The following is an 18,960-nucleotide window of genomic DNA, read 5'->3' as shown; positions in this document are numbered from 1 at the left end:
CGGCGCGCTCCCCTCGCTTGCCTTATGGCACGAGGGGTTTTTTGTTGCACAGGCGCCCTCTGTGCAGCAGACGAAAACCGCACGAACCTCGCAAAAAACCCTCAGCATCTGAGAAGAGAATGCCGATGACCGAGCAGGCCACCGGGGCCCATCACCCGCAGCCCCGGCCCCGATCCGGAGGACACTCCGCCCCCGAGCAGGTGACGGGCGCGCAGTCCCTCATCCGCTCTCTCGAGGAGGTCGGCGCCGACACGGTATTCGGCATTCCCGGCGGTGCGATCCTCCCGGCCTACGACCCGCTGATGGACTCCACCAGGGTGCGCCACGTCCTGGTCCGGCACGAGCAGGGCGCCGGTCACGCCGCCACCGGCTACGCGCAGGCCACCGGCAAGGTCGGCGTCTGCATGGCCACCTCGGGCCCCGGCGCGACCAACCTGGTCACCCCGATCGCCGACGCGCACATGGACTCCGTGCCGCTGGTCGCGATCACCGGCCAGGTGGCGTCCAAGGCGATCGGCACGGACGCCTTCCAGGAGGCGGACATCGTCGGCATCACCATGCCGATCACCAAGCACAACTTCCTCGTCACCAAGGCCGAGGACATCCCGCAGATCATCGCGCAGGCCTTCCACATCGCCTCCACCGGCCGCCCCGGCCCGGTCCTGGTCGACATCGCCAAGGACGCCCTCCAGGCGAAGACCACCTTCTCCTGGCCGCCCGCCATGGACCTGCCCGGCTACCGCCCGGTGACCAAGCCGCACGCCAAGCAGATCCGCGAGGCCGCCAAGCTGATCACCCAGGCCAGGCGGCCCGTGCTGTACGTCGGCGGCGGCGTGCTCAAGGCCAAGGCCACCGCCGAGCTGAAGGTCCTCGCCGAGCTCACCGGCGCGCCCGTCACCACCACCCTGATGGCGCTCGGCGCGTTCCCCGACGACCACCCGCAGCACCTGGGCATGCCCGGCATGCACGGCTCCGTGGCCGCCGTCACCGGCCTGCAGAAGGCCGACCTGATCGTCGCCCTCGGCGCCCGCTTCGACGACCGTGTCACCGGCAAGCTGGACAGCTTCGCGCCCTTCGCCAAGATCGTCCACGCGGACATCGACCCGGCCGAGATCGGCAAGAACCGCGCCGCCGACGTGCCGATCGTCGGGGACGCCCGCGAGGTCATCGCCGACCTGATCCAGGCCGTCCAGAAGGAGCACAGCGAGGGCCACCAGGGCGATTACAGCGCCTGGTGGAAGGACCTGAGCCGCTGGCGCGACACCTACCCGCTCGGCTACGACCAGCCCGACGACGGCTCGCTCTCCCCGCAGCAGGTCATCCAGCGCATCGGACAGCTCGCGCCCGAGGGCACGATCTTCGCGGCGGGCGTCGGCCAGCACCAGATGTGGGCCGCCCACTTCATCGAGTACGACAAGCCGGGCACCTGGCTGAACTCCGGCGGCGCCGGAACCATGGGCTACGCCGTCCCGGCCGCCATGGGCGCCAAGGCCGGCGCACCCGAGCGGGCCGTCTGGGCCATCGACGGCGACGGCTGCTTCCAGATGACCAACCAGGAGCTCACCACCTGCGCCCTGAACAACATCCCGATCAAGGTCGCCGTCATCAACAACGGCGCCCTCGGGATGGTCCGCCAGTGGCAGACCCTCTTCTACAACCAGCGGTACTCCAACACCGTCCTGCACTCCGGCCCGGACGACGTCAACCCGCAGGCCCGCGGCACCCGCGTCCCCGACTTCGTGAAGCTGTCGGAGGCCATGGGCTGCTACGCCATCCGCTGCGAGTCCCCGGACGACCTCGACAAGGTCATCGAGGAGGCGAACTCGATCAACGACCGCCCGGTCGTCGTCGACTTCATCGTCCACGAGGACGCGATGGTCTGGCCGATGGTCGCCGCCGGCACCTCCAACGACGAGATCATGGCCGCCCGGGACGTCCGCCCCGACTTCGGCGACAACGAAGACGACTGAGCGAGAGAGACGTAAAAGATCATGTCCAAGCACACGCTCTCCGTCCTGGTGGAGAACACGCCCGGCATCCTCGCCCGGATCGCCGCCCTGTTCTCCCGCCGCGGCTTCAACATCGACTCGCTCGCCGTCGGTGTCACCGAGCACCCCGACATCTCCCGCATCACCATCGTCGTGGGGGTGGAGGACCTGCCGCTGGAGCAGGTGACCAAGCAGCTCAACAAGCTCGTCAACGTGCTCAAGATCGTCGAGCTGGAGCCGTCGCAGGCGGTGCAGCGCGAACTCGTTCTGGTGAAGGTGCGCGCCGACAACGAGACGCGCTCCCAGATCGTCGAGATCGTCCAGCTGTTCCGCGCCAAGACCGTCGACGTCTCCCCGGAGGCCGTCACCATCGAGGCCACCGGATCCGGCGAGAAGCTGTCCGCCATGCTCAAGATGCTGGAGCCGTACGGCATCAAGGAGCTGGTCCAGTCCGGCACGATCGCGATCGGCCGCGGTGCCCGATCCATCACGGACCGGTCGCTGCGCGCCCTGGACCGGTCGGCGTAAGACCCGAACCGGGCGGTCGGCGCGCCGTCGGCCGCCCGTATTCCGAGACCCTCAGACTTCCCTTCCGCCCCCCGTCATACGGTGGGACGCAACACCTGCACTCCCGAGGAGAGAACCCAAAGTGGCCGAGCTGTTCTACGACGCCGACGCCGACCTGTCCATCATCCAGGGCCGCAAGGTCGCGGTCATCGGGTACGGCAGCCAGGGCCACGCCCACGCGCTGTCGCTCCGTGACTCGGGTGTCGACGTCCGCGTCGGTCTGCACGAGGGCTCCAAGTCCAAGGCCAAGGCCGAGGAGCAGGGCCTGCGCGTGGTGAGCCCGTCCGAGGCCGCCGCCGAGGCCGACGTCATCATGATCCTCGTCCCGGACCCGATCCAGGCCCAGGTCTACGAGGACCACATCAAGGACAACCTGAAGGACGGCGACGCGCTGTTCTTCGGCCATGGCCTGAACATCCGCTTCGACTTCATCAAGCCCCCGGCCGGCGTGGACGTCTGCATGGTCGCCCCGAAGGGCCCGGGCCACCTGGTCCGCCGCCAGTACGAGGAGGGCCGCGGCGTTCCGTGCATCGCCGCCGTCGAGCAGGACGCCACGGGCAACGGCTTCGCGCTGGCCCTGTCGTACGCCAAGGGCATCGGCGGCACCCGCGCCGGCGTCATCAAGACGACCTTCACCGAGGAGACCGAGACCGACCTCTTCGGCGAGCAGGCCGTTCTCTGCGGTGGCACGGCCGCGCTGGTCAAGGCGGGCTTCGAGACCCTGACCGAGGCCGGCTACCAGCCGGAGATCGCCTACTTCGAGTGCCTGCACGAGCTGAAGCTGATCGTGGACCTCATGTACGAGGGCGGCCTGGAGAAGATGCGCTGGTCGATCTCCGAGACCGCCGAGTGGGGCGACTACGTCACCGGCCCGCGCATCATCACGGACGCCACCAAGGCCGAGATGAAGAAGGTCCTCGCCGAGATCCAGGACGGCACCTTCGCCCAGCAGTGGATGGACGAGTACCACGGCGGTCTGAAGAAGTACAACGAGTACAAGACCCAGGACTCCGAGCACCTGCTGGAGACCACCGGCAAGGAGCTGCGCAAGCTCATGAGCTGGGTCGACGAGGAGGCGTGAGCCCCTGGGTCCGGCTGCGGCACCGGTGCCGCAGCCGGACCCTTTCTCGTCCGGGTGATCCTTCCGCACAGGCGTGAGGCGCCCTCCGCAGCACCACTACACTGCTGCATATATACGCGTCAGGCCCACAGCGTCGTGCGTCTTCCACGCGGCATGCACCCCTCCACCGCCTGCGGCCGTCGGGACGGCCGTCCGCAGCACTGGACTTGTGAGGACTCACGTGAGCTCGAAACCCGTCGTACTCATCGCTGAAGAGCTGTCGCCCGCCACCGTCGACGCGCTTGGCCCGGATTTCGAGATCCGGCAGTGCAACGGCGGGGACCGAGCCGAGCTGCTCCCGGCCATCGCCGATGTCGACGCGATCCTGATCCGCTCGGCCACCAAGGTCGACGCCGAGGCGATCGCCGCAGCGAACAAGCTCAAGGTCGTCGCGCGAGCCGGCGTCGGCCTGGACAACGTGGACGTCTCCGCCGCCACCAAGGCCGGCGTGATGGTCGTCAACGCCCCCACCTCGAACATCGTGACCGCCGCCGAACTCGCCTGCGGTCTGCTGCTCGCCACCGCCCGCAACATCCCGCAGGCCAACGCCGCGCTGAAGAACAGCGAGTGGAAGCGCAGCAAGTACACGGGCGTCGAGCTGGCCGAGAAGACCCTCGGTGTCGTCGGCCTCGGCCGTATCGGTGCCCTCGTCGCCCAGCGCATGTCCGCCTTCGGCATGAAGGTCGTCGCCTACGACCCCTATGTGCAGCCGGCCCGCGCCGCGCAGATGGGCGTCAAGGTGCTGTCGCTGGACGAGCTGCTCGAGGTCTCCGACTTCATCACCGTCCACCTCCCCAAGACGCCCGAGACCCTCGGCCTGATCGGCGACGAGGCGCTGCGCAAGGTCAAGCCGAGCGTGCGCATCGTCAACGCCGCGCGCGGCGGGATCGTCGACGAGGAGGCGCTGTACTCCGCCCTCAAGGAGGGCCGGGTCGCCGGTGCCGGTCTCGACGTGTACGCGAAGGAGCCCTGCACGGACTCCCCGCTCTTCGAGTTCGACCAGGTCGTCGCCACCCCGCACCTCGGTGCCTCCACGGACGAGGCGCAGGAGAAGGCCGGTATCGCCGTCGCCCGCTCGGTGCGTCTCGCCCTCGCCGGTGAGCTCGTGCCGGACGCGGTGAACGTGCAGGGCGGTGTCATCGCCGAGGACGTCAAGCCGGGTCTGCCGCTCGCCGAGCGTCTCGGCCGGATCTTCACCGCGCTCGCGGGTGAGGTCGCGGTCCGCCTCGACGTCGAGGTGTACGGCGAGATCACCCAGCACGATGTGAAGGTGCTGGAGCTGTCCGCCCTCAAGGGTGTCTTCGAGGACGTCGTCGACGAGACGGTGTCCTATGTGAACGCGCCGCTGTTCGCGCAGGAGCGCGGGGTCGAGGTGCGCCTGACCACCAGCTCCGAGGCGTCCGAGCACCGCAACGTCGTCACCGTGCGCGGCACCCTCGCCGACGGCGAGGAGGTGTCGGTCTCCGGCACGCTGGCCGGCCCGAAGCACCTCCAGAAGATCGTCGCGGTCGGGGAGTACGACGTCGACCTCGCGCTCGCCGAGCACATGGTCGTGCTGCGGTACGAGGACCGTCCGGGTGTCGTCGGCACCGTGGGCCGCATCCTCGGTGAGGCGGGCATCAACATCGCCGGCATGCAGGTGTCGCGGGCCGCGGTCGGCGGCGAGGCGCTGGCGGTGCTGACCGTCGACGACACGGTGACCGCCGGGGTGCTGGCCGAGGTGGCGGCGGAGATCGGTACGACCTCCGCTCGTTCCGTGAACCTCGTCTGACCTTCCCTCAAACGCCGGACGGGCTGAGTTGATCAGCCCGTCCGGCGTTGTGCTGTCCGGGGATCCGCCGCAGGGTCACCGTGGCGGCCACCGCCGCTCCGGCCAGCAGCACCGCGCTCGTGATCGCCGCCGCGTGCATACCGCTGGTGTAGGCCTCGCGAGCCGCCGTCGCCAGGGCGTCTCCCGCGCGCCCCGGCAGCCGGTCGGCGACGGCCAGGGCGCCGCCCAGGGTCTCGTGGGCCGGGGCGGGGGCCGAGGCCGGGATCTCGTGGCGGTAGACGGCCGTACCGATGGAGCCCAGGAACGCCATGCTCAGCGCGCCGCCGAACTCCGTGCCCGTCTCCAGCAGGGACGACGCCGTACCCGCCTTCTCCACCGGGGCCGCGCTCAGGGCAAGGTCGGCCACCTGGGACATGACGGCGACGACGCCGCAGGCCAGGACGGCGCACGCGGCCAGCAGCAGCCAGAGCGAGTCCGTGCCGGCCAGGGCCAGCAGCACATAGCCGCACGCGGTGACCGCGAAGCCTCCGCCGACGACGTACGCGCGGGGAACGCCCCGCTGCACCAGCTGTGCGCCGGCCACGGCCGCCAGCCCGATCGGCACCGACGGCAGCAGGCTCCACAGCGCCGCCTCCAAGGGGCCCATGTCCAGGACCGACTGGATGTACTGGGTCGTGAAGTACGCCGAGCCCATCATGCCGAAGGCGGCGACGAGGTTGAGGACGACGGCCGGGCCGAAGCCGCGGGCCCGGAACAGCTCCGGTGAGATCAGCGGGGACACCGCCGTGCGCTGGCGGTGGACGAAGAGCGCGGCGAAGAGCAGGCCGACGGTCACCGACATCGCGTACCGCACGTCCCAGCCCTGCGACGCGAGTTCCTTCAGGCCGTAGATCACGGGGAGCACCGCCGCCATCGACAGGGGAACGCTCAGCCGGTCGAAGCGGCCGGGGCGCGGGTTCCTCGACTCGGGCAGCAGGAAGGGCCCCAGGACCAGGAGCAGCGCCATCGCGGGCAGATTGACCAGGAAGACCGAGCCCCACCAGAAGTGCTCGACGAGCACGCCGCTCATCACCGAGCCGAGCGCGATGCCGGCCGTCATCACACCCGACCACACGCCGATCGCCTTGGTGCGCTGCGCGGGGTCGGTGAACATCGTGCGCACCAGCGCCATCGTCGACGGCATCAGCGTCGCGCCGCCGATGCCGAGGATCGCGCGGGCCGCGATCAGGGTCTCGGCGCTGTTCGCGTAGGCCGCCACCAGGGAGGCCGTGCCGAAGGCGGCGGCGCCGAACAGCAGGAGCCTGCGGCGGCCGATGCGGTCGCCCAGGGAGCCCATCGTCATCAGCAGGCCGGCCAGGACGAAGCCGTAGATGTCGAAGATCCACAGCTGTTGGGTGGCGCTCGGCTCCAGGTCGGCGCTGATCGCGGGGATCGCGAAGTAGAGGACGGAGACGTCCATCGAGACCAGCAGCAACGGCAGCATCAGCACGCCGAGCGCCGTCCATTCGCGGCGGCCGGCGCGGGCCGCAGGGGTGGGGTTCGTCGTCATGGGCTGGACTGTACGGGCGTCATAAACGCTTGTCTAGTACGCTTGTTTAATACGCGCGTATGGGACGCGTGTATGGACTCCGGGGTAGGGTGACGTGCCATGGGACACCGTGAGGATCTGCTCGAAGGCGCCCAGCGCTGCCTGCTGGCCAAGGGCTTCCTGCGCACGACCGCGCGCGACATCGTCAAGGAGTCGGGGACCAACCTGGCGTCGATCGGCTACCACTACGGCTCGAAGGACGCGTTGCTGGCGCAGGCGTACATCGGGATGGTGGAGGGGATGTCCGACGCCTTCGAGGGCGGGGGCGAACTGGGCGGGGAGCCCGGGTCGCTGGAGCGGTTCGCGGAGGTGTGGGCGAACATCATCGGCACCATGCGGGAGCCCGGTTCGATGTGGCGGCTCAGCATGGAGATCGTGGCCATGGGGGACCAGCTGCCGGAGGTGCGGGAGCATCTCGCGCGGGCTCAGCGGGAGGGCGCGCGCGGCATCGTCACGCTCTTCCACGGCGGCCGTGAGGAGGACGTCCCGGAGGAGCGGGTGGACACCCTCGGCTACTTCTATCTGACCCTGATGATGGGCCTCATGGCGCAGTGGACCTTCGATCCGAAGAGCGCGCCCGAGGCCGGGCAGCTCGCCGAGGGGCTCCGCCAGGTGATCGAGGGCGTTACCCCGGAGCGACCTTGAGGCGTCCCTCGCGCATCTCGATCACCCGGTCGGCGACGTGCCGTACGACCGCCCGGTCGTGGCAGATGAACAGGTAGCCGAGGCCCAGGTCGTCCTGGAGGTCGGAGAGCAGGTTCAGCACGCCCGCGCGTACCGACGGGTCGAGTGATGACACGGGCTCGTCGAGCACCAGCAGTCGCGGTTCGGATGCCAGGGCTCGGGCGATGCCGGCGCGCTGGCACTGGCCGCCGGAGAGTTCGTGCGGCCGGCGGTCGCCGTACGCGGGGTCGAGGCCGACCCGGTCGAGGAGTTCGGCGACGCGGGCGGGCCCGTCTGTGGGGTGCCAGCGGCCCTGGACCTTCAGCGGTTCGGCGATGGCGTCCCGGAGGCGGTGGCGGGGGCTCAGCGAGCCGTACGGGTCCTGGAAGACGGGCTGCATGCGGGGGCGCAGCGGACGCAGCTCCCGTTCCGGGAGGGACGTCAACTCCCGTCCCTCGAAATGGACTTCACCGCCGGCCGGGCGGCGCAGCTGGAGCACCGCCAGGGCCGTGGAGGACTTGCCGCAGCCGGACGGGCCGTTCAGGGCGAGGGTCTCGCCGGCGGCCAGGGAGAAGGAGACGCCGTCCACGGCGGTGACCTGGCCGTAGCGGACGACGAGGTCGCGGACGTTTAGCAGGGGGTCGGTCATGCCTGCTGCCCCTCCTTCAGGAACAACTCGGTCGCGGGGTGGGGGAGTTCCTCCCAGCGGTCACAGGCGACCAGACGTCCGGCCACCCGCCGGGGCTCCGGTTCCGCCGTGTGGCAGGGGTCCGCCGCGAGCGGGCAGCGCGGGGCGAACGCGCAGCCCGGCGGGAGCGTGCCCGGGGCGGGCGGGGTGCCGGGCAGGGCGGGGAGGCGGCGGCCCGGGGGAGCGTGCTGCGGGAGGGACGCCAGCAGGCCCGCCGTATAGGGGGCGCGGGGGCGGGCCAGCACCTCGTCCGCGGGGCCGAGTTCGGTGAGGCGTCCGGCGTACATGACCAGCATCCGGTCCGCGTGGGCCGCTACGGCGTCCATGTCGTGGGTGACCAGGACCAGCGCGGCGCCGACCGCCTCCCGCTGTTCGGCGAGCAGCCGCAGCACCTGGTCGCGGCGCTCCTCGTCGAGGGCGGTGGTGGGCTCGTCGGCGACCACGAGATCGGGCTCGTTGACCGTGGCCATGGCGATCACGGCGCGCTGCCGCATGCCGCCGGAGTACTCGTGCGGATACGCCCGCGCCCTGCGTGCCGCGTCGGGGATGCCGACGCGGTCCAGGGCCGCGACCGCCCGGGCCCGGGCCTCCTTGCGGGAGACCCCGGCCACCGACCGTACGGCGGAGGCGAGTTGGTCGCCGACCGGGTGCACGGGGGAGAGGGCGGACAGGGCGTCCTGCGGGACGAGGGAGATACGGCGGCCGCGGTGGGCCGAGAGGTCCGGGGCGATCGTCCCGCTGGTGGTCGCGCCGCGCGGCGGCATGCCGAGGAGCGCGCGGGCCGTGAGGGACTTGCCCGCCCCCGACTCGCCGACGATCGCCAGCACTTCACGCGGCAGCACGTCGAAGGACAGGCCGCGCACGGCCTCGACCCCGTCGAAGGCGATCCGCAGCTCGCGCACCGACAGCAGTGGCTCAGACTCCAACGGGGGCCTCCTTCTCGGCCTTGACCGGAGCCGGGGTGGCTCGCCGTACATTCCGGCCCTGGGTGAGCGCCGCGCCCGACACCGCGAGACCTGCCAGCAGGGCCAGGGCCACCGCCGGGGCGAGGGCCGCCCACGGGGCGCGTTCCACATAGGCCCGGGACTCCTCCAGCAGCAGGCCCCACTCGGGGGCGGGCGGCTGGGCGCCCAGGCCCAGGAAGCCGAGGGAGGCCAGGGCCAGGGCGATGCCCGGCAGCCGGAGCAGGGCATGGCGGGCGACCGGGCCGGCCACGGACGGCAGGACATGCCGGGTGAGGATCCAGAACGGGCTTGCGCCGATGGCCCGTTGGGTGGTGAGGAACGCCGACGCCCGCACCTCCTGCACCAGGGCCGCCGCGTGCGCGGACAGGGCCGGCCAGGAGATCAGCGCGACCGCCAGGGCCGCCCCGCCGGTGCCCGGCCCGACGGCCGCCGCGATCAGAATGCCGACGATCACCGGGGGCAGGGCGTTGGCGATGTCCGCCGCGCCCTCCGCGATCCGGGGCAGGAAGCCCAGGGCGAGCGCGACCAGCAGGCTCAGCAGGCAGACGGCCGCCGCCGTGCCGACCGTGGAGGCGGCGCCGTGGCCCAGCCGGGCGAGCACGTCACGGCCGAGACCGTCGGTGCCGAGCGGGTGGGGCCAGGAGGGCGCGGCCAGCCGGGCCGTGGTGTTCACGGCGTACGGGTCGCGCAGCAGGCCCCAGCCGATGGTCACGGCGAGGACGGTGAACAGCGACAACGGGATCGCGGGGTGTGCGCGCACCGGCCGTGCCGGAGGCAGTGCCAGCGAGGCGTCACGCAGGGCCGGGCCCAGCAGCCGCCGTCGGGCGAGCGCCGCAAGCGCGCCCGTGACCAGGCCGAGCGAGAGCAGCGCGAGTACCGAGCCCTGGAGCAGCGGTAGATCCTGTGACTTGGCCGCGCCGAGCGCGGTACGGCCGATGCCCGGCACGGCGAAGACCGTCTCCACGGCGACCGCGCCACCGGTGAGCCCCACGGCGACCATCCCGAACTGCGGGACCAGCGGCGGCAGGACGCGGCGCAGCGCCGCCCCCGCGATCCGCGCCCGGCTCACCCCTGCGCCTCGCCACAGCTCCACCCACCGCTCGTCGAGCACGGCGGGCAGCGCGTCCGCGACCAGACGGCCGAGCAGCCCGCCGCCGGGGACGCCGAGGGCCACGGCGGGCAGAACCATGTTCTGCGGCCCCACCCAGCCGGACGTCGGCAGCCATCCCAGCCACACCCCGAACACCAGCAGCGCGACCGTGGCCAGCAGGAACTCGGGTACGGCGGCCAGCATCGCGGCCCATGCCCCGGCCGAGGCCCGGCCCCGCACCAGCACCGGCGTGACCAGCGCGCACGCCAGCAGCAGCGCCACGCCGAGCGAGGCGCCCATCAGCGCCAGCGACACCTGGAGCCCGGAGATCACGGAGGGCAGGACCTCGGTGCCCGACACCCAGGACGTGCCGAGGTCGCCGCGCAGGAGGTCCGAGGCCCAGCCGCCCAGCAGGGACAGAGGACCGGCGTCCAGGCCGAGGTCCCGTCGTACCGAGTCCAGGGCTTCCTCGGTCGGGTCCTGCTCGGCGGAGCGGGCCCGCAGCACGGCCAGCGCCGGGTCCCTGCCGGAGAGCCAGGGCAGCAGGCCGACGGCGGCCAGGACGGCGGCCAGGCAGAGCAGGCGGGTCAGCGCGGCGGCACCTGCCAACCGCCCTATACGGGCTTTCACTTGACGTAGGTGTCCGCCGTGACCAGCTCCCGCTCGCGCGGGTCGTGGGCGGCGCCGGTCACGCCGGCGGCGTCGCCCTGGATCACGCGTTCGTGCAGCATGGGCACGGCCGCGTCCGTGCCGACCACGGCGGCCTCGGCGGCGATGACCGCCTCGCGCCGGGCGTCGCCGGTCGGCGTCTCGCCGGCCTTCTTCAGGGCCTTGTCCACGGCCGGGTCCGCGAGCTGGGGGATGTTGAAGGAGCCGTCGGAGGCGAAGTCGCTGTAGAGATAGGCGGCCGGGTCGCCGGAGTCGAGGACGGTGGCGCGGGAGAGGATGAACGCGTCGAACTCGCCCGCCAGCGCGTCGGACTCGATGTTGGCGTACTCGCGGACGTCGAGCTTCACCTTGAACCCGGCCTTCTGCAGCTGCTGTTGCAGGGCGGCGGCGACCTCGGGCAGCTCGGCGCGGTCGGTGAAGGTGCCGATGGTGATCGTCTTGCCGGCCGGGGCACCGGCCTTGGCCCGCTGTACCGGCTTCCGCAGCTCGGCCGCCCACGGCAGCGCGGGCCCGAGCAGCCCGTCGGCGACGTCGGCTCGCCCCTCGTACACGCCCTTCACGATCGACTCGGCGTCGATCGCCTCGCGGGCCGCCGCCCGCAGCGCGGCGTTCTTGAAGGCACCCTTCTCGGTGTTGAGGTAGAGGGTGTTGGTGCGCGGCATCGGGACCTCGGTGATCAGGTCCTGGTCGAGGACGGCGGCCTGCGACACCGGCACCGCCTCGACGATGTCGGCCTCGCCGCTGCGCAGGGCCGCGGCGCGGGCGGTGCCGTCCGGCACGAACCGCACGTCGATGCCGGGGGCCTTGGCCTTCTTGCCCCAGTAGCCGTCGTAGCGGTCGAGGGCGGCGGAGGATGTGCCGTTGACCTTCGTCAGCTCGAAGGGGCCGGTGCCCGCGCCGACGGGGTCGACGGTCCTGCCCTTGTAGGCCTTGGCGGCCAGGACCGACAGCTGGGGGGAGCTGAGCCGCTGCGGGACCAGGGGGTCCTCGGTGGCGGTGGTGACGGTGACCTTGTCGCCGTCGGCCTTCGCGGTCAAGTCGACGCCGTCGAGGATGCGGGGCTTGGGGGAGGCGGCGGCGGCCTTGGTGAGGGAGTTGACGACGGCTTCGGCGGTGAGCTTCGTCCCGTCGTGGAAGGTGACGCCGTCGCGCAGGGTGAAGGTCCAACTCCGTCCGGACTGGGCCCACTCGGTGGCCAGCGCCGACTCGGCGTCACCGTCCGCGTCCAGTTTCACCAAGGTCTCCGCCGTCGACCAGCGCGACAGCTTGAAGGCGTCGTCCGACAGCGGGGACAGCCCCGAGCGGGGTGGCTGCATCATCGCGAGGCGTATGCGCTTGCCCCCTGCCCCGGAGTCGTCCGTGGCCGACTGTCCACCGGAGAAACAACCGGTGAGCAGGGCGGAGGCCGCGGTGACGGCGGCAAGGGGGATGAGTCGGGCGGGGACGCGCACGGGGACACCTCGGTCAAGGCCTGGTAAATGGTTGAACGCGCCACGACCGTAGCATGATGACAATCGTTTTCAGAAGCGGCCGATTATCAAGGGGTGCTGCGGAAGTACTTCCGCAGCGCCCAGGCCGCGAGTTGCCGGCCGGTGGCGTTGCCCACCTCGTCGGCCGTCCGGGTGTGGATCCCGCCCCAGACCCGGGCGTCGACGACGTCCCGCTCGTACTCGTGGGCGTAGCGGTAGTGGCGTGACGTACCGGTGGTGACCGACCGGATGTGCAGGTCGACGCGCGAGGTGCCGAGGACCCCGGTCAGCGCGCGCATCAGCGCACCGCCCATGGTGGCGTGGCCGCTGAGGTAGTCGGGATGCGCCGGGGTGACGAGCAGCGGCTCCCAGTGCCGGTCCGGCCGGGTCGCCGGGTTGCCGTCGGTGTCCGCCTCGCGGATGGCGGTGACGGGGCGCCAGGTGCCGTAGTGGAGTTTGGCGTCCCAGGCGGTGATGACGGCGTCCACCTGGGCCGTGTTGGCCGCCGCGTACAGACGTGCCGTCTCGGCAATGCCGAAACCGTGCCGGGTGGCGTGGTCACCCAGAGCCCCCAGCAGGTCCAGGTTGGTGAAGTACCGCGCGGTGTCCGTCTGTTCGGGGGTCCGCTGCGAGCCGGTCCGGCCTCCGTAGGCCGCCACTTCGTTCAGGTCCTTCGCGTACCGGGCGGAGCTGAGCGCCGGCGGCGGGCCGGGGCGGAACTGGTGCGGGGAGTCCAGCAGCAGCGGCCGGAGCCTGCCGATCCAGGCATTGGCGAAGGGCTCGTGACCGGGCGGGGTGGGACGCCAGACGCCGGGGTGCGGGCGGGCGGGAAAGGGCACCGAGGCGCCGCGGCCGTCATCGCGGCGGAGGTCGATGATGTGGTCGGCGGCGAGCTTCCCGAACGCGACGCCCGCGTCCTCGGCCGCGCCGTCGGGAATCTTCGCGAGGGAGCCGGTCAGGGCGGCGTCCAGCCGGGGCGCGGCCCCGGGGAAGTGGTGGCGCAGTACCTTGTGCGCCGCCGAGGCGGCAGCCGCCGCGGACGAGGCCGTACGAGGCGCCCGCTGGTCCCACTTGTACGGGGTGAAGCGCCCCTCGATACCGACGACGGCGTTGTAGACGGCGGTGGAGACGTACGCCTCCCAGATGAACGACTCGGGCGGCACCGGGCGGGCCTCGGCCTCGATGGTGGCATCGGCCGTGCGCATCCACTCGATGACCGTCGATGCGCTCCGTTCGCCCTGCTCGGCCCCGTACGCCGTTCCCGCGCCGCGGCCGGAACCGGCACTCGCGTGGGCGCCCGGCAGCGCGAGCGCGAGCACTCCGCAAGCCAGCCCCGCGACCGCCGTTCGCTTCGCAGACCGGGCGTGTCGGTTCCGCACGTGAACTCCTCCCAGCCGATGGCACACCGGGAGATCCGTGACCGCGCGCGGCGCCCGAGGGCACGGCGCCGTCCTGAAGATCGCCCCTTCGGGCGATGGGTCTCACCCGGAAGGCCCGATGGCCCGACCGTGCGCGAGCCGGGCCCCCTTCAACGCCATGTGCAGGAGCAGACGGTCCTCGCCGTCGTCCAGGTCCAGGCCGGTGAGCTTCTCGATCCGGGACAGCCGGTAGTACAGGGTCTGGCGGTGGATGCCCAGCTCGGCGGCGGCCCGGGCGGCCTGGCCGGCGCAGTCGAGGTAGATCTCGGCGGTACGGGCGAGTTCCCGGTGCACCGGGGAGAGCAGGGCGTGGACGGCGGGGTCGCGGGCCACGTCCGGCGGCAGCGCGGTGAGCATCCGGAACGGCCCGATCGCCGCCCACTGCGCGACCGGCCCCAGCCGGGCCTCGGCCAGCGCCGCCCGGGCCGCGGCGGACGCTTCCCACCAGGCAGTGCCGAGCTCTGCGAGGCCGGAGCGGGGGGTGGCGAGGCCGGCGGCGCTGCCGGCGGGCCCATGGGTGCGGATACCGGCCTGCCCGGACCCGGGCCCGGCGGAGGCACCGCGCGTGGTGCCGGCCGGTTCGTGAGAGGTCCGGCCGGAAGATCCGCCCGATGCCCCGGCGGAGGCTCCGCCCGTGCCGCGAGGAGCCGTTCCGCCCGACGCGCCGGCGGCCGCACCCCCTGAAGCGCTGCCGCCCGCCCGCTCCAGCAGCCGCGCCGCCGCCGTGGTCGCAGGAGTCAGTACGTCCGTCGAGCGCAGGCGCACCAGCAGGGCCACGCACTGGGCCGACGCCCCCCACGGCAGCGTGCACAGGGCTGTCGCGCCCGGCATCGTGCGGACCGACGGGGCGTCGTCGGGGTCGACCGAGGGCCAGGGGGCCACGCAGACCACCGTGTGCAGACCGTCGGCGCGGGAGCCGAGGGCGGTGCGGAGTTCCGCGATGGCCATGTCCCGCTGCCAGTCGCGTTCCGCGGTGAGGACGGCGCGCAGTTCACGGCTGAGGTCGGCACCGTGCTGGGCCTCGTCCGCGAGCAGCGCGCCGATCCGGGTCGTGACCCGCATGGCGGCGGAGAGCTGGCGTTCGCTCGGGCCGGGATCGTCGTCCAGGAGCCAGACATAGCCGTGGACCACGCCCCGGTGGCGGACGGGGAGACAGATCCGCCCCCGGTTCACCCCCGCCTCCGGCGTCGGCGGGATACGCACCGGGCCGGTCGCACGTGTGATGCCGAAGCCCTCGAACCACGCCCGGACGGCCGCGGTCGAACGGCGGGTGAGGATCGAACGGGTGCGCACCGGATCCAGGGCCGACGGATCGAGGTCACCCTCACTGTCGTACGCCCCGAAGGTGATCAGCTCGAAGTCCCGGTTCTCCAGCGTCGCGGGCGCGCCGAGCAGCTCCGAGATCTCGTCGACCAGCTCCTCGTAGTCGCCCCGGTGTTCCGACGTCATGCGGGCATTGTCCCCCACCGGCCAAGACCCTTCATACATCTGTCTGAGATCTGCGGCACGGATGCGTGACAGCTGTCGATGGCCGACGATCGAAGGGATCCCTAGGTTTCACGGTGGTTCTCCGTGCCGTACCCGAAGCGTCATCCGCCCGGGGTCGGCCATCCGTTTGGTTGTGCTCTGGAGGTGCCCCGTGCTGGGTCCCGTGATTCTCGCCGCGTCTCGCAGCGACCGGATGCGACGCCTGATCTCGGCGGCCCCGGTGACCAAGCAGGTCGTCGACCGCTTCATCCCGGGCGAAGGCGTCGACGACATCGTCCCGGTGGTCCGGGGCCTCGCCGACCGTGGGCTGGAGCTGACGATGGACGTCGTCGGCGAGGACATCACCAACCCCGCGCAGGCCGCCGCCGCCCGGGACGCCTACCTGGAGCTCGTCGACCGCCTCAAGCCGCTGGAGCTCGGCACCCGCGCCGAGATGTCGGTGAAGCTGTCGATGTTCGGGCAGGCGCTGGAAGACGGCCACGAGCTGGCCCTGAAGAACGTGCGCCCGGTTGTGGAGGCCGCCGCAGAGATCGGCACCACGGTCACCCTCGACGCCGAGGACCACACCACCCTGGACTCGATGTTCGCCATCCACGAGGAGCTGCGGAAGGACTTCCCGCAGACCGGCTGCGTCATCCAGGCCTACCTCTTCCGCACCGAGGCCGACGCCCGCCGCCTCGCCGGTAACGGCAGCCGGGTGCGCCTGGTCAAGGGCGCGTACAAGGAGCCCGCCTCGGTCGCGTACCAGGACAAGCATGAGATCGATCGGGCGTACGTGCGGATTCTCGGTACGTTGATGGAGGGGACGGGGTACCCGATGATCGGGTCCCACGACCCGCGCCTGATCGCCATCGGCCAGGAGCTCGCGCACCGCGCCGGGCGCAAGCTGGACGAGTACGAGTTCCAGATGCTCTACGGCATCCGCGGCGACGAGCAGTCGCGCCTCGCCGCCGAGGGCCACCGTATGCGCGTGTACACGGCCTATGGCACCGACTGGTACGGCTACTTCATGCGCCGACTCGCCGAGAAACCGGCCAACCTGCGGTTCTTCGCACGATCGATGCTCACCAACGGCTGACCGACACACCGCTCAGTAAGGAGTTAGGGAAAACATGGACGCTGTGACCCAGGTCCCCACCCCCGTCAACGAGCCGGTGCACGGCTACGCCCCCGGCTCGCCCGAGCGTGCCCGGCTGGAGGCCAGGCTGAAGGAGCTGGCCGACAACCCCGTCGACCTGCCCTGCACCATCGGCGGTGAGAAGCGGATGGGCGGCGGCGAGGCCTTCCAGGTCGTGCAGCCGCACAACCACCAGGCCGTGCTGGGCACGTACCGCAACGCCACGCAGCAGGACGCCCAGGACGCCATCGACGCGGCCCTGGCCGCCGCGCCCGCCTGGCGTGCCCTGTCCTTCGACGACCGCGCGGCGATCATCCTGCGCGCCGCCGAGCTGCTGTCCGGCCCCTGGCGGGAGACGCTCGCCGCCTCCACCATGCTCGGCCAGTCCAAGACCGCGCAGCAGGCCGAGATCGACACGCCCTGTGAGCTGATCGACTTCTGGCGCTTCAACGTCGCCTACGCCCGCGACCTGCTCGCCGAGCAGCCCCCGGCGAACTCCCAGGGCGTGTGGAACCGTCTGGACCACCGCCCGCTGGAGGGCTTCGTCTACGCGGTCACGCCCTTCAACTTCACCGCCATCGCGGGCAACCTCCCGACGGCCCCCGCCCTGATGGGCAACGTCGTCGTCTGGAAGCCGTCCCCGACGCAGACCCACGCCGCCGTGCTGCTCATGCAGCTCCTGGAGGAGGCCGGTCTGCCCAAGGGCGTCATCAACCTCGTCACCGGTGACGGCATCGAGGTCTCGAAGGTCGCCCTGGAACACCGCGACCTCGCGGGCATCCACTTCACCGGCTCGACCCCCACCTTCCAGTACCTGTGGAAGACGGTCGGCAACAACATCGAGAAGTACCGCACCTACCCGCGGCTGGTCGGCGAGACCGGCGGCAAGGACTTCCTCGTCGCCCACCCCTCGGCCGACCCGGCGATCCTGAAGACGGCGTTCACCCGGGGTGCCTTCGAGTTCCAGGGCCAGAAGTGCAGCGCCACCTCCCGCGCGTACATCCCGGCCTCGATCTGGAACTCCGGCTTCAAGGAGGAGCTGGCCGCCGAGGTCGACGGCATCAAGATGGGCGATGTCACCGACCTGTCGAACTTCATCGGCGCCGTCATCGACGAGCGTGCCTTCGCCAAGAACAAGGCCGCCATCGACCGCGCCAAGGAGGACGCCTCCTGCACGATCGTCGCGGGCGGCACCTACGACGACTCCGAGGGCTACTTCGTCCGCCCGACCGTCATCGAGTGCACCGACCCGGAGAACGAGGTCTTCCGCACCGAGTACTTCGGCCCGATCATCGCCGTGCACGTCTACGAGGACGACAAGTACGACGAGATGCTGACCCAGATGGAGTCCGTCTCCGACTACGCCCTGACCGGCTCGGTCATCGCGAACGACCGGGCGGCGGCGGCCTACACGGCGGACAAGCTCCGCTACGCGGCCGGCAACTTCTACATCAACGACAAGTCGACCGGTGCCGTGGTCGGCCAGCAGCCCTTCGGCGGCGGCCGTGCCTCCGGCACCAACGACAAGGCCGGCGCCCCGCAGAACCTGATGCGCTGGACCCTGACCCGCGCCATCAAGGAGACGCTGGTCCCGCCGACGGACTACACGTACCCGCACATGGGCTGAGACCCCGCGGAACCGACGGGCCGGGTCCCCAGGACCCGGCCCGTCGGCGTCTTCCGGACGGCGCAAAAACGGTCGAGAGCCGCCCGTCCCCTTCACATACTGGGCGGATGACCATCCGCGTACGCACCGCCCACACCGCCGACCTCGCCCCCTCCGAACTGGACGCCGTACGGGCCCTGCTGGACGCCGCCTTCGACGGCGACTTCGGCGACGAGGAATGGGACCACGGCCTCGGCGGCATGCACGCCCTGGTGCACGACGAATCGGGCCTCGCCGCGCACGGGGCGGTCGTGATGCGCCGGGTGCGGCACCGCGGGCGGTGGCTGCGCGCCGGGTACGTCGAGAACGTCGCCGTCCGCGCCGACGCCCGCCGCGGCGGCCTCGGCGGGTGGGTCATGGGCGAGCTGGAACGCGTCGTCGAGCGGGCCTACGACCTCGGCGCCCTGTCCGCCAGTGCGGACGGCGCCCGGCTCTACACCTCCCGCGGCTGGCGGCTGTGGAGCGGTGAGGTGCACGCCCTCAGCCCGCAGGAGGGCGACATCCGTCTGCCGGACGAAGAGGACAGCACGTATGTCCGGCCGGCCCTCGCCGGTGCGCTCGACCCCGCGCACGCTCTGCTCTTCGACTGGCGCGACGGAGACGTGCTCTAGGAATCACCGCAGCTCAGCGCGGTGTGACGTAGTCCACCGTCTCAGATAGTAGGAAGTCCGAGTAATTGTGGAGACAGACGCT

At 71.6% G+C, this 18,960-nt stretch carries 15 protein-coding genes; 8 read left to right on the top strand and 7 right to left on the bottom strand.

Annotated elements, in window-relative coordinates:
* Positions 1–119: 119 nt before the first annotated feature.
* The 4 genes from ACZ58V_RS01095 (at position 120) to serA (ending at position 5,446) form a co-directional block, all read left to right on the top strand.
* Positions 120–1,970, top strand: a complete 1,851-nt coding sequence (locus tag ACZ58V_RS01095; RefSeq protein ID WP_468194878.1) for an acetolactate synthase large subunit — start codon at positions 120–122, stop codon at positions 1,968–1,970.
* A gap of 21 nt (positions 1,971–1,991) precedes the next feature.
* A complete protein-coding gene (gene ilvN, locus ACZ58V_RS01090) occupies positions 1,992–2,516 on the top strand; it encodes an acetolactate synthase small subunit (protein ID WP_010048631.1) in 525 nt (174 codons plus the stop codon).
* Between the two features lie 121 nt (positions 2,517–2,637).
* Entirely contained in the window at positions 2,638–3,636 is a 999-nt protein-coding gene (ilvC, locus tag ACZ58V_RS01085; protein ID WP_468194882.1) for a ketol-acid reductoisomerase, read from the top strand.
* A gap of 220 nt (positions 3,637–3,856) precedes the next feature.
* Positions 3,857–5,446 carry a phosphoglycerate dehydrogenase gene (gene serA, locus ACZ58V_RS01080; RefSeq protein ID WP_468194885.1) on the top strand — a complete coding sequence of 530 codons (1,590 nt, stop codon included), beginning with the start codon at positions 3,857–3,859 and terminating at the stop codon, positions 5,444–5,446.
* Positions 5,447–5,453: 7 nt separating this feature from the next.
* On the opposite strand, the gene ACZ58V_RS01075 is transcribed toward serA, so the two are convergent.
* Entirely contained in the window at positions 5,454–6,995 is a 1,542-nt protein-coding gene (locus tag ACZ58V_RS01075; RefSeq protein ID WP_471287771.1) for an MFS transporter, read from the bottom strand.
* Between the two features lie 99 nt (positions 6,996–7,094).
* On the opposite strand from ACZ58V_RS01075, the gene ACZ58V_RS01070 reads away from it, so the two are divergent.
* Positions 7,095–7,679, top strand: coding sequence for a TetR/AcrR family transcriptional regulator (locus tag ACZ58V_RS01070; protein ID WP_471287769.1), 585 nt, complete (start codon positions 7,095–7,097; stop codon positions 7,677–7,679).
* Here the strand turns inward: ACZ58V_RS01070 and ACZ58V_RS01065 are convergent.
* From ACZ58V_RS01065 to ACZ58V_RS01040, 6 genes are all read right to left on the bottom strand, one after another.
* A complete protein-coding gene (locus ACZ58V_RS01065; RefSeq protein ID WP_471287768.1) occupies positions 7,660–8,346 on the bottom strand; it encodes an ATP-binding cassette domain-containing protein in 687 nt (228 codons plus the stop codon). The two genes, ACZ58V_RS01070 and ACZ58V_RS01065, sit on opposite strands and share 20 nt — an antisense overlap.
* Positions 8,343–9,311, bottom strand: a complete 969-nt coding sequence (locus ACZ58V_RS01060) for an ABC transporter ATP-binding protein (protein ID WP_471287766.1) — start codon at positions 9,309–9,311, stop codon at positions 8,343–8,345. Before ACZ58V_RS01060 ends, ACZ58V_RS01065 begins: the two co-directional genes overlap by 4 nt.
* Positions 9,301–11,070, bottom strand: coding sequence for an ABC transporter permease subunit (locus tag ACZ58V_RS01055; protein ID WP_468194897.1), 1,770 nt, complete (start codon positions 11,068–11,070; stop codon positions 9,301–9,303). The genes ACZ58V_RS01060 and ACZ58V_RS01055 overlap by 11 nt, the downstream gene beginning before the upstream one ends.
* The gene (locus ACZ58V_RS01050; RefSeq protein ID WP_468194899.1) at positions 11,067–12,560 is read right to left on the bottom strand and encodes an ABC transporter substrate-binding protein; all 1,494 of its coding nucleotides are present in this window, start codon (positions 12,558–12,560) and stop codon (positions 11,067–11,069) included. Before ACZ58V_RS01050 ends, ACZ58V_RS01055 begins: the two co-directional genes overlap by 4 nt.
* Before the next feature lie 86 nt (positions 12,561–12,646).
* Positions 12,647–13,957, bottom strand: a complete 1,311-nt coding sequence (locus ACZ58V_RS01045) for a vanadium-dependent haloperoxidase (protein WP_468194902.1) — start codon at positions 13,955–13,957, stop codon at positions 12,647–12,649.
* Between the two features lie 102 nt (positions 13,958–14,059).
* The gene (locus ACZ58V_RS01040; RefSeq protein ID WP_471287763.1) at positions 14,060–15,445 is read right to left on the bottom strand and encodes a PucR family transcriptional regulator; all 1,386 of its coding nucleotides are present in this window, start codon (positions 15,443–15,445) and stop codon (positions 14,060–14,062) included.
* 190 nt (positions 15,446–15,635) lie between these two features.
* On the opposite strand from ACZ58V_RS01040, the gene ACZ58V_RS01035 reads away from it, so the two are divergent.
* From ACZ58V_RS01035 to ACZ58V_RS01025, 3 genes are all read left to right on the top strand, one after another.
* Complete coding sequence (locus tag ACZ58V_RS01035; RefSeq protein ID WP_468194908.1) at positions 15,636–16,562, top strand: proline dehydrogenase family protein; 927 nt, start codon at positions 15,636–15,638, stop codon at positions 16,560–16,562.
* Between the two features lie 34 nt (positions 16,563–16,596).
* A complete protein-coding gene (gene pruA / locus ACZ58V_RS01030; RefSeq protein WP_468194910.1) occupies positions 16,597–18,228 on the top strand; it encodes an L-glutamate gamma-semialdehyde dehydrogenase in 1,632 nt (543 codons plus the stop codon).
* Between the two features lie 107 nt (positions 18,229–18,335).
* A complete protein-coding gene (locus ACZ58V_RS01025; protein ID WP_471287760.1) occupies positions 18,336–18,878 on the top strand; it encodes a GNAT family N-acetyltransferase in 543 nt (180 codons plus the stop codon).
* The last annotated feature ends 82 nt before the right edge of the window (positions 18,879–18,960 follow it).

The sequence above is a fragment of the Streptomyces sp. NPDC040589 genome, assembly GCF_055594445.1.
Note: the sequence above shows the minus strand (reverse complement) of the source record. Positions and strands in the feature narration are given on the sequence as shown.

What these genes read in the sequence shown, in the direction of transcription:
- ACZ58V_RS01095 (WP_468194878.1), top strand. Translation starts at nt 120, where the DNA reads ATGCCGATGACCGAGCAGGCCACCGGGGCCCATCACCCGCAGCCCCGG.
- ilvN (WP_010048631.1), top strand. Translation starts at nt 1,992, where the DNA reads ATGTCCAAGCACACGCTCTCCGTCCTGGTGGAGAACACGCCCGGCATC.
- ACZ58V_RS01075 (WP_471287771.1), bottom strand. Translation starts at nt 6,995, where the DNA reads ATGACGACGAACCCCACCCCTGCGGCCCGCGCCGGCCGCCGCGAATGG.
- ACZ58V_RS01070 (WP_471287769.1), top strand. Translation starts at nt 7,095, where the DNA reads ATGGGACACCGTGAGGATCTGCTCGAAGGCGCCCAGCGCTGCCTGCTG.
- ACZ58V_RS01065 (WP_471287768.1), bottom strand. Translation starts at nt 8,346, where the DNA reads ATGACCGACCCCCTGCTAAACGTCCGCGACCTCGTCGTCCGCTACGGC.
- ACZ58V_RS01040 (WP_471287763.1), bottom strand. Translation starts at nt 15,445, where the DNA reads ATGACGTCGGAACACCGGGGCGACTACGAGGAGCTGGTCGACGAGATC.
- pruA (WP_468194910.1), top strand. Translation starts at nt 16,597, where the DNA reads ATGGACGCTGTGACCCAGGTCCCCACCCCCGTCAACGAGCCGGTGCAC.
- ACZ58V_RS01025 (WP_471287760.1), top strand. Translation starts at nt 18,336, where the DNA reads ATGACCATCCGCGTACGCACCGCCCACACCGCCGACCTCGCCCCCTCC.